Origin of the sequence: uncultured Methanobrevibacter sp., assembly GCF_902801725.1 — an archaeon.
Lineage (GTDB): Archaea > Methanobacteriota > Methanobacteria > Methanobacteriales > Methanobacteriaceae > Methanocatella.
On sequence record NZ_CADCJB010000018.1, the window covers coordinates 1 to 22,343 of the forward strand.

The 22,343-nt window shown below is 33.2% G+C and carries 22 protein-coding genes and 1 pseudogene; 6 read left to right on the top strand and 17 right to left on the bottom strand.

Going from position 1 to position 22,343, the window contains the following annotated elements; translation table 11 throughout:
* Window positions 1–24: 24 nt before the first annotated feature.
* The 7 genes and pseudogenes from QZV68_RS05280 to QZV68_RS05310 all read right to left on the bottom strand — a co-directional run bounded on the left by QZV68_RS05280 (window position 25) and on the right by QZV68_RS05310 (window position 5,834).
* Window positions 25–750: a 50S ribosomal protein L2 gene (locus QZV68_RS05280; protein WP_296879276.1), complete on the bottom strand. Its 726-nt coding sequence runs from the start codon at window positions 748–750 to the stop codon at window positions 25–27.
* 12 nt (window positions 751–762) lie between these two features.
* Window positions 763–1,023, bottom strand: a complete 261-nt coding sequence (locus QZV68_RS05285) for a 50S ribosomal protein L23 (protein ID WP_296879278.1) — start codon at window positions 1,021–1,023, stop codon at window positions 763–765.
* A gap of 23 nt (window positions 1,024–1,046) precedes the next feature.
* On the bottom strand, window positions 1,047–1,811 hold the full coding sequence (rpl4p, locus tag QZV68_RS05290) for a 50S ribosomal protein L4 (RefSeq protein WP_296879280.1): 765 nt from the start codon (window positions 1,809–1,811) through the stop codon (window positions 1,047–1,049).
* Between the two features lie 2 nt (window positions 1,812–1,813).
* Window positions 1,814–2,732: pseudogene (rpl3p, locus tag QZV68_RS05295) on the bottom strand (50S ribosomal protein L3).
* A gap of 346 nt (window positions 2,733–3,078) precedes the next feature.
* Window positions 3,079–3,906 carry a putative RNA uridine N3 methyltransferase gene (locus QZV68_RS05300; protein ID WP_296879282.1) on the bottom strand — a complete coding sequence of 276 codons (828 nt, stop codon included), beginning with the start codon at window positions 3,904–3,906 and terminating at the stop codon, window positions 3,079–3,081.
* A 235-nt stretch (window positions 3,907–4,141) separates the two neighbouring features.
* Window positions 4,142–5,032 carry a cation diffusion facilitator family transporter gene (locus QZV68_RS05305; RefSeq protein ID WP_296879284.1) on the bottom strand — a complete coding sequence of 297 codons (891 nt, stop codon included), beginning with the start codon at window positions 5,030–5,032 and terminating at the stop codon, window positions 4,142–4,144.
* 172 nt (window positions 5,033–5,204) lie between these two features.
* The gene (locus QZV68_RS05310; RefSeq protein ID WP_296879286.1) at window positions 5,205–5,834 is read right to left on the bottom strand and encodes an METTL5 family protein; all 630 of its coding nucleotides are present in this window, start codon (window positions 5,832–5,834) and stop codon (window positions 5,205–5,207) included.
* 72 nt (window positions 5,835–5,906) lie between these two features.
* Between QZV68_RS05310 and QZV68_RS05315 the strand changes: the two genes are divergently transcribed.
* On the top strand, window positions 5,907–7,400 hold the full coding sequence (locus QZV68_RS05315) for an acetyl-CoA carboxylase biotin carboxylase subunit (RefSeq protein WP_296879288.1): 1,494 nt from the start codon (window positions 5,907–5,909) through the stop codon (window positions 7,398–7,400).
* Window positions 7,401–7,414: 14 nt separating this feature from the next.
* On the top strand, window positions 7,415–8,332 hold the full coding sequence (locus tag QZV68_RS05320) for a biotin--[acetyl-CoA-carboxylase] ligase (protein ID WP_296879290.1): 918 nt from the start codon (window positions 7,415–7,417) through the stop codon (window positions 8,330–8,332).
* Here the strand turns inward: QZV68_RS05320 and QZV68_RS05325 are convergent.
* The 3 genes from QZV68_RS05325 to QZV68_RS05335 all read right to left on the bottom strand — a co-directional run bounded on the left by QZV68_RS05325 (window position 8,322) and on the right by QZV68_RS05335 (window position 10,431).
* A complete protein-coding gene (locus tag QZV68_RS05325; protein ID WP_296879291.1) occupies window positions 8,322–9,476 on the bottom strand; it encodes a TIGR03576 family pyridoxal phosphate-dependent enzyme in 1,155 nt (384 codons plus the stop codon). The genes QZV68_RS05320 and QZV68_RS05325 overlap by 11 nt on opposite strands.
* Window positions 9,477–9,806, bottom strand: a complete 330-nt coding sequence (locus tag QZV68_RS05330) for a hypothetical protein (protein ID WP_296879293.1) — start codon at window positions 9,804–9,806, stop codon at window positions 9,477–9,479.
* Window positions 9,807–9,909: 103 nt separating this feature from the next.
* Window positions 9,910–10,431, bottom strand: coding sequence for a FumA C-terminus/TtdB family hydratase beta subunit (locus QZV68_RS05335; protein ID WP_296879295.1), 522 nt, complete (start codon window positions 10,429–10,431; stop codon window positions 9,910–9,912).
* Between the two features lie 111 nt (window positions 10,432–10,542).
* Between QZV68_RS05335 and QZV68_RS05340 the strand changes: the two genes are divergently transcribed.
* Window positions 10,543–12,360: a DUF2070 family protein gene (locus tag QZV68_RS05340; RefSeq protein ID WP_296879297.1), complete on the top strand. Its 1,818-nt coding sequence runs from the start codon at window positions 10,543–10,545 to the stop codon at window positions 12,358–12,360.
* A 43-nt stretch (window positions 12,361–12,403) separates the two neighbouring features.
* On the opposite strand, the gene QZV68_RS05345 is transcribed toward QZV68_RS05340, so the two are convergent.
* Complete coding sequence (locus tag QZV68_RS05345) at window positions 12,404–12,676, bottom strand: hypothetical protein (protein WP_296879299.1); 273 nt, start codon at window positions 12,674–12,676, stop codon at window positions 12,404–12,406.
* 84 nt (window positions 12,677–12,760) lie between these two features.
* Here QZV68_RS05345 and rqcH point away from each other — a divergent pair, with 84 nt between their 5' ends.
* Window positions 12,761–14,770, top strand: a complete 2,010-nt coding sequence (gene rqcH, locus QZV68_RS05350; RefSeq protein ID WP_296879301.1) for a ribosome rescue protein RqcH — start codon at window positions 12,761–12,763, stop codon at window positions 14,768–14,770.
* On the opposite strand, the gene QZV68_RS05355 is transcribed toward rqcH, so the two are convergent.
* On the bottom strand, window positions 14,767–15,486 hold the full coding sequence (locus QZV68_RS05355) for a metal-dependent hydrolase (RefSeq protein ID WP_296879303.1): 720 nt from the start codon (window positions 15,484–15,486) through the stop codon (window positions 14,767–14,769). The genes rqcH and QZV68_RS05355 overlap by 4 nt on opposite strands.
* Entirely contained in the window at window positions 15,486–16,652 is a 1,167-nt protein-coding gene (locus QZV68_RS05360) for a hypothetical protein (RefSeq protein ID WP_296879305.1), read from the bottom strand. The genes QZV68_RS05355 and QZV68_RS05360 overlap by 1 nt, the downstream gene beginning before the upstream one ends.
* Before the next feature lie 184 nt (window positions 16,653–16,836).
* On the opposite strand from QZV68_RS05360, the gene QZV68_RS05365 reads away from it, so the two are divergent.
* Both QZV68_RS05365 and QZV68_RS05370 read left to right on the top strand, forming a co-directional pair.
* Window positions 16,837–17,043 (top strand): class III signal peptide-containing protein, encoded by a 207-nt coding sequence (locus QZV68_RS05365; RefSeq protein WP_295115813.1) that lies wholly within the window; start codon window positions 16,837–16,839, stop codon window positions 17,041–17,043.
* A complete protein-coding gene (locus QZV68_RS05370) occupies window positions 17,036–17,218 on the top strand; it encodes a class III signal peptide-containing protein (protein WP_296879308.1) in 183 nt (60 codons plus the stop codon). The genes QZV68_RS05365 and QZV68_RS05370 overlap by 8 nt, the downstream gene beginning before the upstream one ends.
* A gap of 18 nt (window positions 17,219–17,236) precedes the next feature.
* On the opposite strand, the gene fwdF is transcribed toward QZV68_RS05370, so the two are convergent.
* The 4 genes from fwdF to QZV68_RS05390 all read right to left on the bottom strand — a co-directional run bounded on the left by fwdF (window position 17,237) and on the right by QZV68_RS05390 (window position 21,969).
* The gene (gene fwdF, locus QZV68_RS05375) at window positions 17,237–18,244 is read right to left on the bottom strand and encodes a tungsten-dependent formylmethanofuran dehydrogenase subunit FwdF (protein WP_296879310.1); all 1,008 of its coding nucleotides are present in this window, start codon (window positions 18,242–18,244) and stop codon (window positions 17,237–17,239) included.
* A 9-nt stretch (window positions 18,245–18,253) separates the two neighbouring features.
* Window positions 18,254–18,445, bottom strand: a complete 192-nt coding sequence (locus tag QZV68_RS05380) for a 4Fe-4S binding protein (protein WP_296879311.1) — start codon at window positions 18,443–18,445, stop codon at window positions 18,254–18,256.
* Between the two features lie 106 nt (window positions 18,446–18,551).
* Window positions 18,552–19,010: a phosphopantetheine adenylyltransferase gene (locus QZV68_RS05385; protein ID WP_296879313.1), complete on the bottom strand. Its 459-nt coding sequence runs from the start codon at window positions 19,008–19,010 to the stop codon at window positions 18,552–18,554.
* A gap of 109 nt (window positions 19,011–19,119) precedes the next feature.
* Window positions 19,120–21,969 (bottom strand): Ig-like domain repeat protein, encoded by a 2,850-nt coding sequence (locus tag QZV68_RS05390; RefSeq protein WP_296879315.1) that lies wholly within the window; start codon window positions 21,967–21,969, stop codon window positions 19,120–19,122.
* Between the last annotated feature and the right edge of the window lie 374 nt (window positions 21,970–22,343).

Consider the following 22,343-nt stretch of genomic DNA (forward strand, 5'->3'; position numbering starts at 1 on the left):
TCTTGCCAATGAAACACCCTCTATCTATCTTTTTAAACCTGTTCTTTTAGCTGCAATTGAACCAACTTTTCTTCCTGGTGGTGCATGTCTTGAAACAGTAGTTGGACGACCAGGATGTTGTCTGTTACCTCCCCCGTGAGGGTGATCTACAGCGTTCATTGCTACTCCTCTTACAGTCATGAATTTCTTACCTTTAGCTTTGTAAGCATGCCATTTTTTACCAGCTTTAAGGAATGGTTTATCTTTTCTTCCTCCACCAGCTACTACACCAATACTAGCACGGCAGTTAGGATTTAAGTATTTTAATTCACCTGATGGTAATTCAACAACAGTTTGATTAGCATCGTGAGTAACAACATTAGCGTAAGTTCCAGAAGACCTTACAAAACGACCTCCGTCTCCAGGAGTGTTTTCAATATCATAAATAGGAGTTCCTTCAGGAATTTCAGCAAGAGGTAATGTGTTACCGAATTTGATTGGAGCAGAAATACCGCATTCAATTTCATCATCGATTTGGATGCTTTCTGGTGCTAAGATAAATTTCTTTTCACCATTTTCGAATTTTACTTCTGCAATAGGAGCGGTTCTTGCTGGGTCATGTACAATGTCAACAACTTTTCCTTTGATACTTCCTTCTTTTTCTAATGCATCGTAAGATCTGTATCTGATTTTATCTTTAAAACGGTGAGAAGCAACACGGTGTGCAGGAGTTCCTCTACCTCTTCTTTGATGAATTAATCGTTTTCCCATTATAATTCCTCCTTAGAATACTCCTATTCTGACAGCGAGTTCTTCTGCCATTTCTTCTTCAACAAGTCTGATATATGCTACTTTTTCACCTTTTGGAGTGATATGAGTATTGACTTTAGCAACTTTTTCTTCATATAACTCTTCAAAAGCTCTTTTGATTTGACCTTTGTTAGCTTTACGATTAACAACAAAAGTGATTTCATTGTTTAAATCGATTAAGTTCATGGTTTTTTCAGTAACATGAGGTTTAATAATAATTGAGTATGAATCCATAATAATCACCTATTTATCCAAAATTATTGGAATAAACCTCCTAACTTTTCAACAGCTGATTTGGTGTAAACAGTGAGTCTTCCTGGGTGAGTACCTGGTGCTAATAATTCAGCATTTAAGTTTTCAACCACAACAACATCTACACCAGCGTGGTTTCTTGCACCTAAGGAAATACCTTTATCTTCACCAACGACAACAAGAGGTCCTTTTACTTTTTTGTATTTTCTTCCTCTAGTTTTTCCTCTACCAGCTCTGATTCTTTTACCTTCTTTAGCACGGATTACATCATCGTAAACGCCTAAGCTTTCAAAGATTTCACGGGATTGTTTTGCAGTTTTTACAGCTTCCAAATCATCTTCAACAATGATAGGTACTTGTTCTAAATCTGCAACTTTGTGACCTCTGTTTTCAACAATTTCCTTATTGGTAGTTGCTGCAACAGCGGATCTGATTGCGAATCTTCTTTCTTTTACGTTAATTTTTTCATGATGATTTTTTTCAGCTCTAGTAGGATGTGCTTGTCTACCACCAATAGCCATTGGTACGAAAGCTGCTTTTGAACCATTTTTAATCCTTGGTACTCTTGCGGTACCTCTACCTGAACCCCATCCTTTTGCGGAAGTTCTTTTACCTGCCATTGGGTCATTACCCCATGGTTGTACCCTAGCAGATTGTGCAGAAAGTACAGCTCTTTTGATTAAATCTGGTCTGTATACTTCATCAAAAATAGCTGGAAGTTCAATTTCTTCTTTTACTTCCCCATTAATAGAATAAACGTTAACTTTCATGATTATACCCCTTGTTTAGATTTTGTACTTATATAGTTAATTTGAGGTATATCCTCAGCTTTATTATTAGGTCTAATAGGTTGTCTTAAGATTACTAATCTTTTGGAAGGACCTGGTAAGGAACCTTTAACTAAGACATAATCATTTTTGACAAGTCCGTATTTTACAAATCCACCATCTGGGTTGATTTGATCAACAGCAACAGTCCACATAGTTCTTCTTGGTGTCCAAGGACCAATAGAACCAACGTGTCTACCTTTACCTGCTCTTACAGCTTTACCATATTGAATTCTAATTCCCCATCTTTTTACTACACCTTGGAATCCTTTTCCTTTTGTAGTTGCAATTGCATCAACAAATTCTCCTTCATTGAAGATTTCGCTAGCTTTTACTTCATTACCTAATAATTCCAATGCAGTATTTAATTTTTCTTCAGGATTTGCTCCTCCAATTCCACATTCAAATATGTCTGGTTTTTTCTTAGGTACGCTAGTTACTTTTGGATTTGTGTGTACTAAGACTCTAATTTCTTCTGTGTTTTCTAATGCACCTTGTATTTTTGCAATAGCTTCAGATTTATTGTATTCTTTAGGAAGTGAAATCTTCCTTGAAAGTTCTTGATCTAAATTGTCTGCAAGTACTTCGGTGATTACTTTCAAACCACGAGAAGTTTTTTCATAAGCTCTCCGGAGGTACTTCCAATACGGTTACTGGAGTGAAAACTTCCATACCATTAGTTGGAGAGTTTTTATCAGTATCAGTGACTAAAGCGTGAGTCATACCGACTTTATAACCTGCGAGGCCGAGTAATTTTGGTTCATCAATTTGAGGCCAAGATTTTACTCTAGGGGTTTCTTTTGCTGCTCTTTTTCTTGGACTAAAAGCAACAGACCCTTTTCTTGGCTGGTGATGTCTTACCATTTAATTTAACCTCCTAATTATAATTTTTTCCTTTATTTTTTTAAATCAATTTAAATTTTTAATCAAATAGCCAAATGAATAGCTATTCTACAAGTTTGACAAAATCATACGGAGTACAACTTCATCGAAATAATAAATAGCTGTAAAAACAATTACAACTAGATAAATATTAATTTTCAATATATTCCATTGAGTCTAATTCAATTGAAGCACAATAAAGAATATATTCAATGTATAAATCATTCTGTGCCAAGTTTATTTTTAGGTGAGTCCTAAAAACATCAATGTATAAAAAGTTGAGCAAGTTATCTATCAGCGTGTAAAACTAATAAATTTATAAAGAGAATTAAAATCTCATAAAGTTAAATAAAGAAAGTGTAGCGACAACTGCCTCTTCAGTCCTAACAGTTTCAGTTCCCTGATTCGGAATGGTATTTATTTTCAATAAATCCCAATTCCCACTTGAAACATCCTCCTGAATTGAAGAATAAGGGCCACCAAATAAAATAGCAATACTATTACATTCATCTACTTTATGTTTTAATTCATCAAAAATAGAATCAATATAATCTCCATATCTTGTAGTTTCAAGTACAAGATTCGGTTTAATTAATTTTAAGCTATTTTTAAGACTCTTATTAGAGGAGATAACATTATATCCCCAGTAAACGTCATCTGGTTTATCAGGTGTGACTATTACTTCTTTCTTAGCAATTTTAGTAATCTTAAAGTCAAAAATTCTTTTAACTGAAAGTTGCTCTTTACAGAATGCAAGTTTATCCATACCTATATCGACAAAAGTTCCTTTCTTATTTCTTTTAACAGTGAAACCTTGTCTATAATCACCCACGTCTGGCTGACTATTAACAGGATGATGAGGAGTTCTAAGGGGTGGAAGAATACCAACATGCTTAAGTTCTGCTTTTATAGGAAATGCTTGTTTCCTCAAATATTGAGGAGTATTCATATAACTCAAAACTTCAGCAATAAACCTTCCATCATTCTCTCCATCTTCATTTTTAACATTGTCATCATTGTAGATAACAACATTATCTGCTTGAAAAATAGCTAAAGCTCTACCTAAAATCCCCACTTTATAAGTACGAATTTTGAGATCTTTAGACTCAGAAAGAAATGAATTCGGAATAAATATAGATAGCTCATCTTTATACATTAGTATACATTATGTTAACTAAAGTATATAAAGATTACCCTACATTTATATAGCTATCACTAACAGACTTACACATTTACAAAAATATTATATCAATTATAATATCCGTAGCTTCTTTTTATGCTACCAACTTTTTTATACTCAGAGAATATATTAATATAAAATATATACTATCCACTATATAAAGGTATTGTTTTTTGAGTGAAAATTAGAAAAAAATGAGTTTATAACAATATTATAATTTGCCATGATTTTCAGAAAATGGACATGGTTTTACAGAGACATATCTAATTTCAGGCAGCTTTAGAATATTCTGTTCAACCTGAGATGCAATTTCATATCCTTCTTTAACCGTAATGTCCGGGTCAACATGAATATGCATAACAACAATAAGATATGATGCAAAATTATCTATTTTAATATTATGCACATCACATGCATTAGGAGTGTTTTCAACTATGCTTTCAAGTTTTGAAATAATTTCTTTATTTTCAGGAACAAAACCCATAATATGCAAAATATTTTCCTTACCTATAGTATATGCAGTTTTTAAAATCAACAAACCTATAAAAAAACCAATAATAAGATCCAATACTGGAAAACCTATTTTCGCTACAACTACACCAATTAAAATAGTTATTGAAGTATAGATGTCAGTTCTTTGATGTAGCCCGTCAGCCTCAATTGCCGGACTGTTAATCTCCCTTCCAATTTTAATGACATATCTGCTGATAAAGAAGTTTAAAAATATGCCTAAAACAGCCATGACAATCACATAATTATCAGGCACCATAACATGACCCGGATTTACCATCCGTTCATATGCCGAATCCATAATTTCAAAACTGATTAATGTTAAAAATAACACAATAATAAGTCCTGCCAATGCTTCAGCACGCCCATAACCTTCGGGAAATCTTTCATTTGCCGGTTTTTGACTTATCTTAAATCCGATATAGGCCACAACAGAAGTTACAATGTCAGTGAAGGTATGCATTCCTTCAGCAACCAATGCATAACTTCCACCCATCAATCCGACAGTAATGTTTAAAACTGTCAAAACACAATTTGAACCTATTGCAACCATTGAAGCTTTTTTTCCTTCCTTATCACGGTCTTTTTCCATTGAAAATCTCCTTAACAGATTTTATCATCAAATAAAAATATCATATTGAAAAATTATCAAATTTGCAAAATAAATTTTTCATAACCTATATTATAATTTATATTACATATAAATAAATTTTAAAAATTTCAACAATAAGCAATAACTATCTCCAAAAAAATAGTTCCAAAGACTATAATTCTGCCCTTATGACAATGACATTTACATTTTGATTTTCTTTTGTGTGAAAATCATAGATTTTTGGAATTGGAAAGTTATACCTGAAGATATGGGAAATATCCAGATTATTTTCACTATAAAAATTTATTAAAAAATCTTCGGTTGACGCCATATGAAAGGAATACAAAACATTGCTCTTTAATTCAATAGCCTTTTTTACAAATTTCAAATCCTGACCAGAATCCGCTTTTCTCTGAGATCCGAAAGGAGGATTTTGAAATACAGTATCCACATTGAACTCGCAATTAAAATCAGAGATATCACTTTGAATGAATTTTAAATTATCAACATTTAAATTACATGAAAATTCATTGGCCAAATTAATAGAATCATCATCTATATCGACACCCACTGCAAGATTTGCACCCATCAAAGCGGAAGCAATTGCAAATATCCCAGTACCGCAGCCCAAATCTAAAATATTTTTTCCTTCAATATCCCCAAGCGAAAATGCATTCCACACCAAATCTGAAGCTATGACGGAAGGAGTGGTATACTGTTCAAGATTTACTTTAGGATTGGGGTGAGATGGAATATTTTGAAGTCTCATCTCTAAATGTTTTTTACGTGTAATTTTTTTCATCTAATCAACATATTTAATTATTATATTTAATATAATTATATTATTAAGAAAAAAAATTACATGAGGTTTCACATGTTTGAAAAAGTATTAATTGCAAATAGAGGAGAAATCGCAATAAGGGTTATGCGTGCATGTCGTGAGCTTGACATTGAAAGCGTGGCCATTTATTCCGATGCAGATGCAACTTCTCTTTATACAAACTATGCTGATGAAAGCTATCCTTTAGGTAATCCTTCACCGGCAAAATCTTATTTGAATATTGAGAAAATTATAAACATTGCATTAGACTCTGGTGCTGATGCAATACATCCAGGTTACGGATTTTTAGCGGAAAATCCTAAGTTTGGAGAAGAATGTGAAAAAAACGGAATTAAACTTATCGGACCAAGCGGAGAAGTAATCAACCAGATGGGTGACAAAATTACTTCAAAAGCACTGATGAAAAAGGCAGGAGTCCCAGTTATAGAAGGTACACCAGAGGGAGTCAGCGATATTGAAGAAGCTAAAGAAATTGCTGCTCAAATTGGTTATCCAGTAATTGTTAAAGCTTCAGCAGGAGGTGGAGGAATTGGTATGCGTGCAGTTTATGAAGAAGATGAACTTGTACGTGCTATCGAGTCTACACAATCAGTTGCTGCTACAAACTTTGGTGATTCAACAGTATTTATCGAAAAATACCTCGAACAACCTCGTCATATTGAATTCCAACTTTTAGCTGATGAGCATGGAAATGCCATACATGTAGCTGACAGGGAATGTTCCATTCAAAGAAGACACCAAAAACTTCTTGAAGAAGCTCCTTCCCCAATCATGACAGAAGAGTTAAGGGAAGAAATGGGAGGAAGCGCTGTAAAGGCAGCAGAATACATAGGATACACAAGTGCAGGTACTGTTGAATTCCTGTATGACAAAGGAGAATACTATTTCCTTGAAATGAATACACGTATTCAAGTAGAACACCCAATTACAGAACTCGTAACCAACACTGATTTAATCAAAGAACAAATCAAAATAGCTGCCGGAGAAGAATTGAGCTATGCTCAAAATGACATCCAAGTTACTGGCCATGCTATCGAATGCCGTATCAATGCAGAAGACCCTCTAAATGATTTTGCACCAAATCCTGGAAAAATCACAGGTTACAGATCACCGGGAGGACCTGGTGTACGTTTAGACAGTGGAGTATACATGAATTATACCATTCCTACATTTTATGATTCAATGATTTCAAAATTGATTACCTATGGAAGAAGCAGAACAGATGCAATAAACAGAATGAAAAGAGCATTAAGCGAATATATTATTTTAGGTGTAAAAACCACAATTCCATTCCATAAAGCAATTTTAAGAAATCCTAATTTCCTTTCAGGAGATTTGAATACTCACTTTATTGATGAGCACAAAAAAGGTATCGACAAGGAAATGGAAAACGTAATCGTTGAAGATACCGAAATGATAAACAAATTAAAATCCACATTTATGCCTAGTAAAAAAATAGCAGCCATTTCAGCTGCTGTCGGTTCTTACCAAAATGCTGTCAAAAGCCAAAAAATGCAAAAAAAATAATTGGAGAGTAATACATGCAAAAAGAAATTGTAAACTTATTAAAAAAAGAAAACAAACTTTCTAATGATACAATAAGTGAAATTAAAGATATTGATTTGAGTGACTTTTCAAACATCGTCAAAGAACTTGGGAAAGAAGACACCGAATACATCAAGGCATCTGAAATTGCAAAAGATTTGAACACTGAATACATCGGTAAAAATTTATACATCTACAAGGAAGTTTCATCAACCAACACTGTAGCCAAATTTTTATCAATGAACGGTGCTGAAAACGGAACTGTAGTTATCTCCGAAAAACAAACAAAGGCAAAAGGAAGATCAGGCAAATCATGGGAATCACCATTAGGAGGAGTATGGCTATCAATCATATTAAATCCTAATGTAGACCATTCAAAAATACCTCTAATTACCTTAGCAACAGGAGTTGCAGTTGCAAAAACCCTTGAAAATATAGGCGTTGAAAATCCTGAAATCAAATGGCCTAACGACATCATGATAAACGGCAAAAAAGTTTGCGGAATCCTAACTGAAGCCGTAGCCAAATTCAACACAATTGAAAGTGTAATTATTGGTGTGGGCATTGACGCCAATCTGGATGTTGAACAATTCCCAGAGGACTTGCAGGAAGGAACAACAACACTTAAAGAAGTGCTCGGAAGAGAAGGCAACGAAAATTCCTTAATAAAAACATTCCTGGAAGAATTTGAAAAAATCAGCGAACAGTTCATCCATGAAGGCTACGAAGATATCCTTAAAGAATGGAGAAAACGTTCATACTCAATCGGAAAAATCGTGGAAGTTAGAGAACCATTCAATACCTACTATGATGCATATGTCATAGGAATCGGAAAAGAAGGAGCTCTAGTTGTTGAAAAAATTGATGGAACCTTAGAAAAAGTAATTTCCGGAGAATGTATAATTAAAAACTAAATACAATCTCCCTGCATTCATCTTCATTTGAAACTACTTCCTGTAGTTTTTTAAATGAAGATTCTATTTTTTTATTTAAATCATTTAATTTTAATTTAAAAGCATCAGCAGTTGACAAATCAAATCTTATTGTTGCAGATGCTCCAGGCATTGAAACTGGAGGAATAGTAATAATTCCATAATCCCTTAACAAGATAAAAGAGAATACAAATGCCAGATCATTATCTGACAAGCCATGTTCAATGTCAATTTCCCTAGACAATCCTTCAGGAGAAATCATCACCCCAGTAGGTGTTTTTTGGAAATTGTCAAAATTAGCATTTAGAAGATCAAATAATTCCTCTTTTCTTACAAAACTGTCAATAAGATTATCTTCACTGAAATTTTTAATCCCATTTAACATTGCAAGAACTGCCGGAGGCTGGGCTTCAAGACCGAATTGATTAACCTTAACCTTAATTTCATCAATGAGATCCTTGCGACCTGCCATTAATCCCCCTCTTGGACCCGGCATTAATTTATCTGTGCTTGTAATGGCAATATCAGCACCCAAATCACAGGCCTTTTCCTGATTGAAAATAACCGTTCTCAATCTTGCTCCTGACGCATCATCGACCATAACGGGGATGTCCCTTTCATGAGCCATTTCAATTACCTGCTTGAATTCATCTTCATCAATTACCTTATGGTCCATTGTAGAACCTGTGATGACCACAAGGGAAGTATTGTCCGGGATTGAAAACTCATTAAAATCATCAGTTTCAGAATAATTAGCTCCGACTAACTTACAGCTTCTTGGAATGGATGGATGAGCCGGCAATTGGGCAAGATAATGTACAACATTAGACCCTTCATTAACCAAAGTCAAAATAGTGGCAAGTATTCCTGAAGAAGTCCTGTTCAATGGAATAATTTTTTCTCCACCCATATGCTCGATTCCGACCTCCTGAAGAGCATCCTCAAAAATGGCCGGACCAACATAGGTTTCCAATAAACTTAGTTCGGAAGGGCTTGCAATAAATCCGCCGGACAACCCGGTCAAATCAAATAAAGAAGAACGACCCCTAGTTTCAACTATATCTTTAATAATTGAAAGAGCATTTTCTCTTTTCTTTACTTCATCTAAAGAATTATTTATTATCATCTAATCAGAGTCATCCAATTGCAGTTTATAATCCTCAAAGAATTCAATGATGGATTTTAATTGTTTTTCAGTGATGTCAACAGAAGTGTATTCTTCATCTTCAGGAATCTGATAATAATATTCAGCGAATAAAACTTTACCTTCAGGACTTGTGAAAATAGTTATGCCGTCGGTAAGTTTATCAGGGTTTTTATTTTGGAATTCAATTTCAAAAGAAGTGCCGAATTTTTGAGAAAACTTTTCTTTCTCTTCAGGTTCCCGGTTGCATTTCCTAATTTTTGTCATTCTTGATTTCAATTTTTTTTCTGCAAGTTCATTAATATCAGCCATGATTACCACGCCTTGTCTTTATCTCCTATTAAAATTATATAGTAAATTAAAATATACTTTAAATGAAACTCATATATAAGTATTCCTTATTAGCTTAAAAAACTCAATCATATAAACTGTTGCCTTCACTATCCATTGCCACAATAAGAGGTCCAAAATCTTTCACTTTCAAATTCCACATGGCTTCAGGCATTCCGAGGTCCAACCAGTCCACACTTTCAATTTTTTCAACAGCATCAACATATAATGCAGCACATCCTCCTGTAGCTACAACATACAGTGCATTGTTTCTAATTAATGCTTCCCGAACACTGTCATCCATTCCACCTTTTCCTATGACTATTTTAGGCCCCATATCCAAAACATCACTTTGATAAGGATTCATTCTCATAGAAGTGGTAGGTCCGATTGCCACCATCTCATATTCGCCATCTTTTTGAGCAATGATTGGTCCGGCGTGGAAAAGAACTGCTCCATCAATATCCAAAGGAGCACCTCTTTCAAGAAGTCGTTTATGTGCTTGGTCACGAGCTGTTAATATATTACCTGTCAGATAGACAACATCGCCAGCTTTTAACTCATTTAAATTTTCATCTTTAATTGGAACATTCAATTTTCTTTCCATTTCTACACCCTTCAATAGTAAAAATATATTATATAAATAATACAAATCTATGATTATATAAAATTTTAGCTTTAATAAAATTAATGGTTAAAAAAATAATTAGGTAAAAAAATGTCAAGTATGAGCAGTGTTGCAGGATTGTCAAAATACATTACAACCCTGCCAAAAACAAAATATTCAATCATAGGAATGATAATAATAAGTTTCCTGAGCGGAACCATATACTTTCTGATAGATTCCATAAGCCAAAGTATTCTGGAAGAAATTATCTTTGGAGGCCTTTATTTTCTTATGATTATTGGAATCACCTCAATCATGAGCGGAGCAATTAACCAACAGGTCATAAGTGTGTTGGATGGTATTAATCTAAAAATAAAGCATTCAATGTTTTTATCCGCACTTTCCATGACAATATTATGCTTAATATTGCTTATTGGTGGAGTCATTTCAAGAATAATGAATATTGACATATTTTTAAATTCACTGCTTTTTGGCTGTGTTCTAATCTACGGATTCAACACACTGGTATTTTGGGCCACTTCAAAAATAAGATTTACCAAAGCTGTCCTGGCCGGACTGATTCAGCCTGTGCTGATTCTGGCAATGTATATTCTGATTACATTCCTAGTTATTGACACCAGTTTTTTAGGACCTATAATTCTGCAAATTACTGTAAAAGCGTTGATTGCAGGAGTAATATTTGTTTTAGCCATTTATGCTTTTATTACAGTTATCGCATCACCGTTTAAGAAAAATTTAGGAATAGGTGTTTTAGACCTTTTAAGCTTATTTATTGCTCACATGAATGAAGGATCAAATTCCCTTGAAGGATTATTTGAAAATATGAGTGAAGCCATCGACACCGTGGTTACATTCGTCAGCTTCAAAACTGAAAAAGGAATAAAGGCATTATTCATATCCCCATCCGTTCATCCGGGACCTCTCGGAGACCTAGGAGGATCAAACATGCCCACACTCCTTGCAAATAAATTCGATCACTTTACTATGGTTGCCCATGGACCTTCAACACATGATTTCAACCCAATTGCAGTATCTGAAATAGATAAAATTGAAAATGCAGTCAAAAAAGGATTGAATCGTGTTGAATACAATTCAAATGCCAGCGAATTCATAAGATATAATGCGGAAAAGGCGAACATAGGAGTGCAATTCTTCAACAAGGGAATGGTGATATTATCCACCTTTGCACCTGAAGGCAGTGACGATATCGAATTTGGTGTCGGACTGACAATGATGGCTCAAAGCAGAAGCAAATGCGAAGTTGAAGATTCAATAATTGTTGACTGTCACAATTCATTTGCTCCTGAAAGTGGAGAGGTCCTACCTGGAAATGCAGAAGTATTCCACCTGATTGACGTAATTGACAAAATTGATAAAAATCAACCAAAAAACGATTTAAAAATCGGATGCTGGCAGGACAATATGGACACCATGGACAAACATGACGGAATAGGTGAAAGTGGTATTAAAACCATGATCATTGAAGTAAACAACCAAAGAACCGCTTATGTCCTTTTCGACTCAAACAACATGGAAGTCGGTTTCAGACAAGAAATAATGGATGCAGTCAGTGATTTTGAAATAGATGAAATAGAAGTCATGACTACAGATACACATACAGTAAATACCATTTCAAGAGGATACAATCCAATTGGAATTACTAAAAGACCTGAAATCATCGAATATGTTAAAGAAAGTATAAAAGAAGCATTGAAAGATATGGAAAAAGTTGAAGTTGGAACTGGAACCGAAAAAATAAAAAATCTCAAAACATTCGGTCCAAATAATTCAACCGAACTAATATCAACAATCAGTTCCGTTGTTGAGGTAAGTAAAATTATAGCTCCAGTCTTATTGATAACTTCATTAATTATAGCCTTCATCTGGATATTCTTCGGAAGCTTTTAAAATTAGTCCCAAACCAAATAAAGTAGATTATTTTTGAATGAAATTATAAGTACATTACAAATAATGTGTATGCAATAACCCATGTAAAGAAGAACGGTGAGATTCCATCCCATAACCATTGGGTAAATCCGGAAATCTCTTCACCGGCCATCTTTTGACAGAATTGGCCAACAAAATACAATACAACTAATGCAAATAGTCCTGCAAAAATCTCATTTTTAAATCCGAACCAACCTACAGTCAAACCAGTTGAAATTAAAGCAGATACAAGAGCTGCAACAATATGAATACTTGTAACTTTAATAGTTGTGTCCATTTATATCCTCCTTGATTAAATATATTAATATAATTTTAGTAATTATAATATATTAAAGTATTGATGAAAAAAAAGGTGTTTACTATGAAATCCATGTCTAATGTAGACATATATACAATAAGTGATGAATTGAATAATCTGTTAAGTGGGGCTAGAGTCGACAAATCATTCCAGCCTACCAATGATATTGTCGTGATGCGCTTTCACGTGCCTGGAACCGGAAGAGTTGATTTGGTAATGCAATGCGGTTCCAGAATACATACCAGCCAATATCCTCTTGAAAATCCAACTACACCACCGACATTCCCCATGCTTTTGAGAAAAAGAATTAAGGGAGCTCATGTCGAGAGCATTAAGCAGCACAATTTCGACCGTGTAGTTGAAATCAAAGTGAAAAAGGACAAGCACTACACAATAATTGTAGAATTATTTGACAAAGGAAACATTATTCTTTTAGATGATGAAAACAATATCATTTTACCTCTCAAAAGAAAACACTTAAGCAACAGGGACATAAGTTCCAAAAAAGAATATCTTTTCCCCGAAGAAAGGGGGATGAATCCAATCACCGTCAGCAAAGATGAATTCAAGAAATTATTTGAAAATAATGAAGACAGTGATGTTGTAAGAACACTTGCAACCAACGGACTTGGAAGCCTATATGCAGAAGAGGTCATTGCAAGAGCAAATGAAACTGTTGAAATAGACAAGAACACAAAAAACGGTGAAATAACTGAAGATCAGTATGAGGGATTGTATAATGGCCTTAAGGATTTGTTTGATAATTTGAAAAACGAATCAATTAAACCCCAAATCGTCAAAAGTGATTCTAAAGAAGATGTTGTACCTCTTGATTTGAGAAAATATGACAGTTTCGAAAAGACATATTATAAAGACTTCAATGAAGCATGTGATGAATTCTATTCAAAAAAAGTAAACACCGGCATCAAACAGATTAAGGAAAGCGCATGGAATAAAAAGGTAGGCAAATACGAAAAGAGATTGGCTTTGCAACAAGAAACACTTGATAATTTTGAAAAGACCATAACAGAAAGTACACATAAAGGAGAAGTAATCTATTCTAATTACACTACCATTGAAAACATAATAAATGTGGTAAACACAGCAAGAGGTAAGAACTATTCTTTCAAAGAAATTGGAAAAACATTGAAGAAAGCCAAAAAGGATGGCATGGATGAGGCCCAAATCTACGAATCCATTGACCCGATGGGAGTTTTGACATTAGACATAGACAACACCAAGATAAACATCGATCCTAAATTAACAATACCTGAAAATGCTGAAAATTATTATGAAAAAGCTAAAAAAGCCAAAAGAAAAACAAAAGGTGCCCTAATAGCTATTGAAAATACCAAAAAGCAGCTTGAGAAAATTAAAGCTAAAAAGGATGTTGCAATGGAAAATATTTCAGTGCCTAAAAAGAGAGTTAAGAAAAATCTCAAGTGGTATGAAAAATTAAGGTGGTTTTTAAGCTCCGACGGCATTTTGGTAATCGGAGGACGGGACGCCAACAGCAATGAAAGTGTAGTCAAAAAATATTTGGAACCTAATGACATTTATTTACATGCAGATATACATGGTGCGACATCAACTGCAATAAAATTAAATGGGAATGAATTAAATGACAATATCCTTAAAGAATCAGGTGAGTTTGCAGCATCATTTTCATCTGCTTGGTCAAAAGGTTTCACATCTCAAGACGTATTTTGGGTCCGGCCGGACCAAGTTTCAAAAACACCCGAAGCAGGGGAATTTTTACCTAAAGGGTCATTTGTTATAAGAGGACATCGAAATTACATTCGCGCAGCAAGATTGAAATTGGCCGTGGGAATTGTTGACTACGAAGGCAAACGTATTATGGCAGGTCCCATTGAAGCCCTTGAAAAACACTGCGGAAATTTTGTTGTATTGAAACCGGGATTTACAAAAAAAGAGGCAATAGCTAAAAAAATATTGCATAAAATCAATGAAGATGACTTGATAAGTCTCGATGACATAATAAGAGTTTTGCCATCCGGAAAATGTGACATTGATGAAGAATATCATCAAAGAAAAAAATATGAAAAAAGTTAATCCTGATAATTTTCAGGATCGAATTCATAATATTCATCTGGATTCATGACCACTACATCAATGTTAGGGTTAAACTGACTAACAAAATTAGCAAAAATTGCAGGGTCCTGTTCTATTGGAGGGAATGTATTATAATGCATTGGTATAACTACTTTAGGATTTAACCACATTGAAGCTAATGCCGCTTCAAAAGGACCCATAGTAAATTTATCACCAATAGGAAGCAATACAATATCAGGCTTATAAATATCTCCAATAATTGTTTTCATATCACCAAATAAACCAGTATCACCAGCATGGAATACTTTAGTGCCGTCTCCAAATGTTATTAAAAAGCTTGCTGCAGTTCCACCAGGGACCATTTCTTCAACAACATCAATGTCTGAAGAATGTCTTGCTTCAAGCATTGTAAATTTAATATCTCTGAAGATGAAAGAACCGCCAATATTTACACCAATATTCCTAATTCCTTGTTTTGCTAAAAAGAGTGAAATTTCGTGGATACAAGCAATAGGAGCATTAGTACTATTGGAAATTTCCAATGCATCACCAAAATGATCAGAATGACCATGAGTAAGCAGGATTATATCCGGATTCAAATCTTCAACAGGCACCTGACATGCAGGGTTATTACTGATAAAAGGGTCAATCAATATTCTAACATTGTCATCAGATATTATTTCAAAAGCTGAATGACCTAACCATCTGATTTCCATTATGCACTTCCCCCAGCACCCATAACAATAGATTCATCCAAAACTGATGCAATATCCCAAGTTTTTTCAAAGTCGGAACGAATATCAGATATGGACTTTCTGTCATCATAAATAGCACCATACTCGACACCATTCGGACCGTCTGAGATAATCATCGCATGTGAATCATCAGTAATTAAATTAACAGTATGTACTTTAGGAACAGTTCTGATATGAACTCCCTGTTTTAAAAGAGAAGATATTAAAAACATATAGGACATGTCTGAAACATCAAATTCATCAATAATTACTCTGGAATAGATTGTTGGAACATGAGATAAGAATCTATCGGACAAATCATTTAATGAAGGAATTTCAAGCATTATCTCTTTGTTTACATTGACCGCTAATTTGTCGAATGCATCCTGAGAAGATACCATCCCCTCATCATAAATCACATAACTTTGAAGAGATTTTGGAACCGGAAGACTTTCAGGATCATTAATATCAATTTTAATATCCCTAGGTTGATTAAATTCGGGAGCAGCAGGTTCCTGATGCTCAACAACAATTTCTTCCGCAGGAGATTCTTGAGATAACGCTTTTTTAATTTCATCAGATTTATCAGTTTCAACAATGAATTCAGGCACGTCACTAGTAAAGTAATCTTCTTCACGTCTTTTTGGAGCTCTAGTAACTTTTAACGGCTTATCATATCTAGGGGTGAAATGGAGTGGCCTATCTAAAGCAGCATCGTCCCTTTCTTCAGCACGAACAACATTTAAAACAGCTTTTGGATTATTTTCTAAAGAACCTCCATAATGCCCTTCAGAAGAAGACCCCTCATAATCTTCAAGCACCAATTCGCCATAATCAGAATCATCATACTCATTGAATTCCCTACGAACGTGTAAAGGCTGTTTGGGATTATCGGATTTCTTTTCAAACCTATTTAATGATGATGAATTAAATTCATTAGACGTAATAAAATCCTTAATCGCATTTGTAGTTCTATCCGCATTTGAATCAACAAAATAACTAACAATCAGGATGATTCCAACAATTGTTATGATAAAACCAACAATAAATAAAATATCTACTAAGTTATACACAGCAGTTTCATATGCTATGAGAACACCTATTACAAATAAAATAAAACCTGAAACCAACTTTAATGTATTTCCCACGTTTTCACCCTTATCCCTTTTAATCACTCTATATTTAACTAATAATATTTTATCTACAACACCATTAATAAACCTAATGGAAAAAATAGGAAAATACAGTGCAAAAAAAAATATTTGTAATACTTTTTTAAAAAATAGTAATATTAATATAATTAAAAATACCATAATAGTAACTGGTGAAAATATGAAAAAAATGAAAACACTCATAAATGAAAATTCCGGACAAGGCGCTGCAGAATACATTTTATTATTCGGAGGCGTAATTGTTATTGCATTGCTTGCATTAACAATATATAGATCATATATGGAAACAAGTGACAGAAGTTTAAAAGCAAAAGACGACATCATTGATGTGAGAAACACAATATTGGACAACAGAACCCATGTTTAAAAAAAAATTAGACAACAAAGGACAAGGAAGTGCAGAATTAATCCTGATAACCGGAGGATTAATAGTAATAATACTTCTAGTAGCCAGTTATATGTCAAATATAACAGGAAAAATCCAAACAAACATGGATAATCTGTTAAAAAAAGAAAGAGATTTTTTAATAAATAAGATTTGAAAATAGGGAAAATCAACCCTATTTTCCACTGATTAATGAATTTAAAATTTCACCCCAAGATTCAGAATTAATATTAAACAAATTCATACCAGTTCTGGTTAATACTCTAATATTCTGCGGACATGCAGTTACACAGGCACCACATAAATTACAGAAATCCAAATTTGTAACAGATTTTCCGTCAATAATTTCAACAGCATTACATGGGCAAACATCCAAACAGGCATGACATGAGTCACCTTTACAAATTTGCTCATCAGTTTCCACCAATTCAAGTTTACCCTCAAACGGTTTGGTGACTGTAATTGCATCTACTGGACAGATTTCACTACACCAGGAACAATTTACACAGGAATTCTCAATAATGAATGCTTCACCAGAAATTTCAGGAACTTCAATTTCATCAGAGAACATACATGTTGAACAAACTTCTTTAATTGCATTTTCAGGACATATTCTTTTACAAACACCACAATATACACATTTAGAAGTATCAACTTCAATAGAATTATTTAATTTATCAACACTTGATGAAGCTATATTATTAAGTGTAATAGCTTCAGCAGGACATAAATCTGCACAGAAAGAACAATAAATACATTTTTCTTCATCAAAACTTATTTCTCCACGAACTAATGAAGATCTATCTGGAAGGTTTCTTTCAAATAATATTGAATCTCTTGGACAAACAGATTTACATCTTCCACAATAAATACATTCATCATCATCAATTGTAGACTGAACTTTCCAAACAGGATAAGAGTCCATATTTTTAATTTTTTCTCCATCAATTGTCAATGATAATGAATCAAATGGACAAGCAACTGAACACAATCCGCAAAATACACAGGAGTCACTAACTGAAATTAGGTCCATTTCAATTAATCCTCTTGCAATAGGAACTAAAGGACCCATCCTTAAAGAAGAAGTAGGACATGTATCAACACAAATTCCACAACCCACACAATTTTTATCATCATAAGATAATTTACGGTGTTCCCCACCAATACGTTCTATATCAAACATAAAACAACCTCATACTTTAGATATAGCCTGATTTGGGCAATTTTGTATACAAAGATCACAATCATCACAATTTTCAGGAACTATTTTTACATCCCCATTGTCTTCAATAATTGCACCTTGTTCACAAAGTTTAATACACAATCCTTGCACGGGACAATCCTGGATATGTCCACATGCCTCCGAATCAATTTTTACTGCCATATAACCACCTCAATAATTCCATATGATTATCATTAAAAAAAAATAATACACATGTAATTAAAAATTTATCGAAATGAATATATAAACATATCGATTATATTCTTGACTATTCAATAAGATTCCCATTATTATTAATCTCACCACTTCTAATACGAGTGGATGAAATCGGGTTTCCATCATAAGCCATTACAAAATTAACAACAATAATATCAAGAGGTTTCATACCTTTAGAAACTCTAATTTCATTAATTTTGACTGCTGTTGGTTCAGTCTCTTTACTGACAACTATAGCTTCAAAATCACCATCATAAATAGTTGTGCCAAAAGGATCTTCCAAAGGAACAACTGTAAAATTAGATTTATCTGAAAAAAAACATTTAAGATTTTTCATTCTTTCTTCACAAGGGTCAATATTTCCTTTAAGGCCTCCAAAAGCATCAGAAGTTACCCCAATTTCAACTCTGTCCCCCATTTCAAAAGCAGTAGATAATAATTTTTTATGACCATCATGGAATTTGTCAAATGTTCCACCAACAGCCACTTTAGAATATTTTTTAGAATCCATAATCTTGTCCTAATAGCTTGCTTATTAAAATTTTATTAAAACTATTATAAATTATTAGCTATTGGGAAAAAAAGAATCATAAAAAAAATAAAAAAAATAGAGTAGGAAATTAGAACTCTAAATCAATATAATAGCCGTTAAGACTATATGAATTTGCATTCCAATTTACTACATTTCCAAACGAGTTTCTAGTACTTGTTGCATCAGCTACAGTCCAAGTGTCTCCAACTAATACCTGTGACCATACGTGTCCGTAAGTACCACTGGAGAATGTACATGTACCGTGCACATACCTAGCTGGAAGGCCTGCTGCTCTAGACAATGCTACAACCAAATGAGCATGGTCTACACAATTTCCAGTTCCAGCATTTAATGTGCCAACAGCTCCATATCTTGTATCATAATAGAAACTATATGAAATTGTATCTCTAACATAATTAAAGATTGCTTTAGCTTTTGCTTTTTCAGATGTCATTCCCTTGGTCAACTTAGCAGCTAAATTCTTAATTTGAGAATTATGTACTTGACAATTTGTAGTGGCTGTCAAGAACTGTGCTAAATTTTTATAGGTATTTTTAGAGTTTAGATTGCTAGTTGTTGCATCGGACAATGATCTTACAGCAGTGTAAGCCGGCATGATGCCATTATCACCATAAAATGCAACTGCACGTGAGAGTGCAAATACTACACCTTTATACCCAATAGTTCCCACTTTTGAATCAACAGAATTAGGCATGATTCCTTTTGATTGTGCAGTTTTGACAATACTTCTAGCTACAGAGAGATAATCATACAAATAACCTTGGTCATAAGCATCACCAGGTTTTTTAGGATTTGCAACCTTCATAACAGGAATATCTTCTTCACTACCTGATTTCAAATTAATTATGGCTTTGGAAACCAAATATAAGAAATCCGCAGTAGTATAGTATAAATTACCTATTTTAACTTTGGAAGGTAATTTTTCATTATCTTCAATGTAACCATTCACATCCTTACATGCTTTAAATAACTGTTTTAATGTAACTTTGTTGACAATGTGAATTATTGAAGTACGTGTAGTGGAGTCGTGTGAAAATTTAATTTTATGGTCTCCCTTAGGCAATTCACCCAAATTAACTTTAGCTACACCATCATCATTAGTTTTTGCAGTGTAAGTTTTACCTCTTATGGTAAAAGTAATTTTAGCTTTTTTAATTGGTTTATCTTTACCATCAACAGCTTTAACTGAATAAGAAACCTTGGTTCCAACAGATGCATACAACTGTTTAGCAATAAATTTAGTTCCATTAACTAAAATCTTTTTTGTTAGAACATCAGATTTATAATATGCATTTGAAACAGCGACTTTTATAGGATAGTATCCCACTACAGCATTAATTTGTAATTTAGCTATGCCTTTTGAATCGGTTTTGTAAACGTAAGACTTGCCTTTAAATACAAATTTAACACCAACATTTTTAAGGATATTGCCTTTTTCATCTTTTACAAGGGCTCTGAAACAAGATTTGTCCTTATATTTCATGTTTAAATTTTTAGCAATTACTTTTGCCTTCAATTTTGAAATAACAATATTGTTTGAACCTTTAGCATAATATTTTGAACCAATTGAATCATGGGAATACTTGACAACATAATTTCCAGGTTTCAAATTGCCGACAGCAATTTTAGCTACACCTTTTGAATTAGTTTTTGCATAGAAAGATTTGCCGTTTAAAATGAACTTTACAGTTTTATTGCTTAAAGGATTATTTGATTGTTTTAGAGTTACTTTAAAGTTAGACCCATCTTTATATGTCATGTTTAAATCAGAAGCTTTGAATGCGTATACAGGATTTTGAACATATAACTTACTGGATCCTGATGTCGCATAAAACATTGAATTTCCACGATATGCATACTTAACAGTATAGGTACCTTTTGAAAGTCCGGAAATAGTTATATTAGCTATTCCATCCAAATTTGCCTTTTTGGTTATAGTTTTACCATTATAAGTAAAGTCAATTACTCCTTTCTTAATGTTAACATTGTGTTTTGATTTTAAAGCCACTTTGAAAACATACTTTGTGTTAGGAGCAATATATGTTTTGGAAGGCTTGTGGGTAAGAGTAGATTGATCTTTTTTAACTACAATCTTATTGGATAGCACTTGCTTTGAATATGGGTTAGTTGATGTAATGGTGTAATTACCCACATTCAGATAAACATTTACTTTTGCAACCCCATTCTTATTTGTAGTTCTTGTATAAGTCTTACCGTTCAGTTTAAATGAAACTTTAGTATTTGCCAAAGCCTCCCCATCTTTTAAAAATGTTGCTTGATATGGAGAAGTATATCCATAATATTTTTCTATGTTGCTTCCTTTTACAGATGACAATACTTTAACTTTCTTTGAAAGAGAAGAAGCAGAATAATTTGAATTACCTGCATAAGTTAAGGAAAGAGAATATGAACCAACAGCCAAAGCAGCTGTTTTGATTGATGCAACACCATTATTGTTAGTGTTGGCAGAATATGTTTTTCCGTTAACTTTTAAAGAAATTTTTTGACCCTTTAAAGCATTGCTTGAATTATCTTTTAAAGTAACCTTAAAAATTGTGCCTGCTTTACTATATGAAGTATCACTGACAGACAACATTGTAGGCACTTTAGTAGTGTTTGCAACATTTGAACCTGATGAATTTGCTGAAACAACAGCATCATCATTTGAAACGGAAAGAATATTATCCTCACCGCCAGAATATGAAGACAAATTGTCGCTAGCACCAGCAGATGCAAAGGAAGCTCTCAATGTTCCATTATTATCATCATGAGAATTAACTATATTAGTTTCTGAGATAGAATACTCGTTTGAAATTTCTAATTTATTTTGTACAGACAATGTATCGACATCGTCATCTAAATTTGAATATTCACTAATTGAAACATTTGTAGAATCAACAGCACTAACAGCACCCAATAAAATAAAAAGGGATAGTGCGATTGATATTATTAATGTTTTATTTTTTATCGAAATTTTTCCACCTCTTGGTTCTCATTACGAAAATTTTATAGTAAAAAATGATTATACTAACATATAGGATTTCATAATGAGTAGATAAAGATATATAATTTATTCCTATATAAATGTTTTTAAAACTTAAAAAAATGAAAAACAAGTTAAAAACCAATATATTGATAAAAAAAGATTAAAAATATATAGAAATCGAAAATAAAAGAACAATCTTATTGAAATAAACTATAATAAGATTAAATAGCTTGAATATAATTTAAATAAAAAACAATGCCATCATAAATGAAATCTTAATTAAATGTCTTTTTATAGAAAAAATT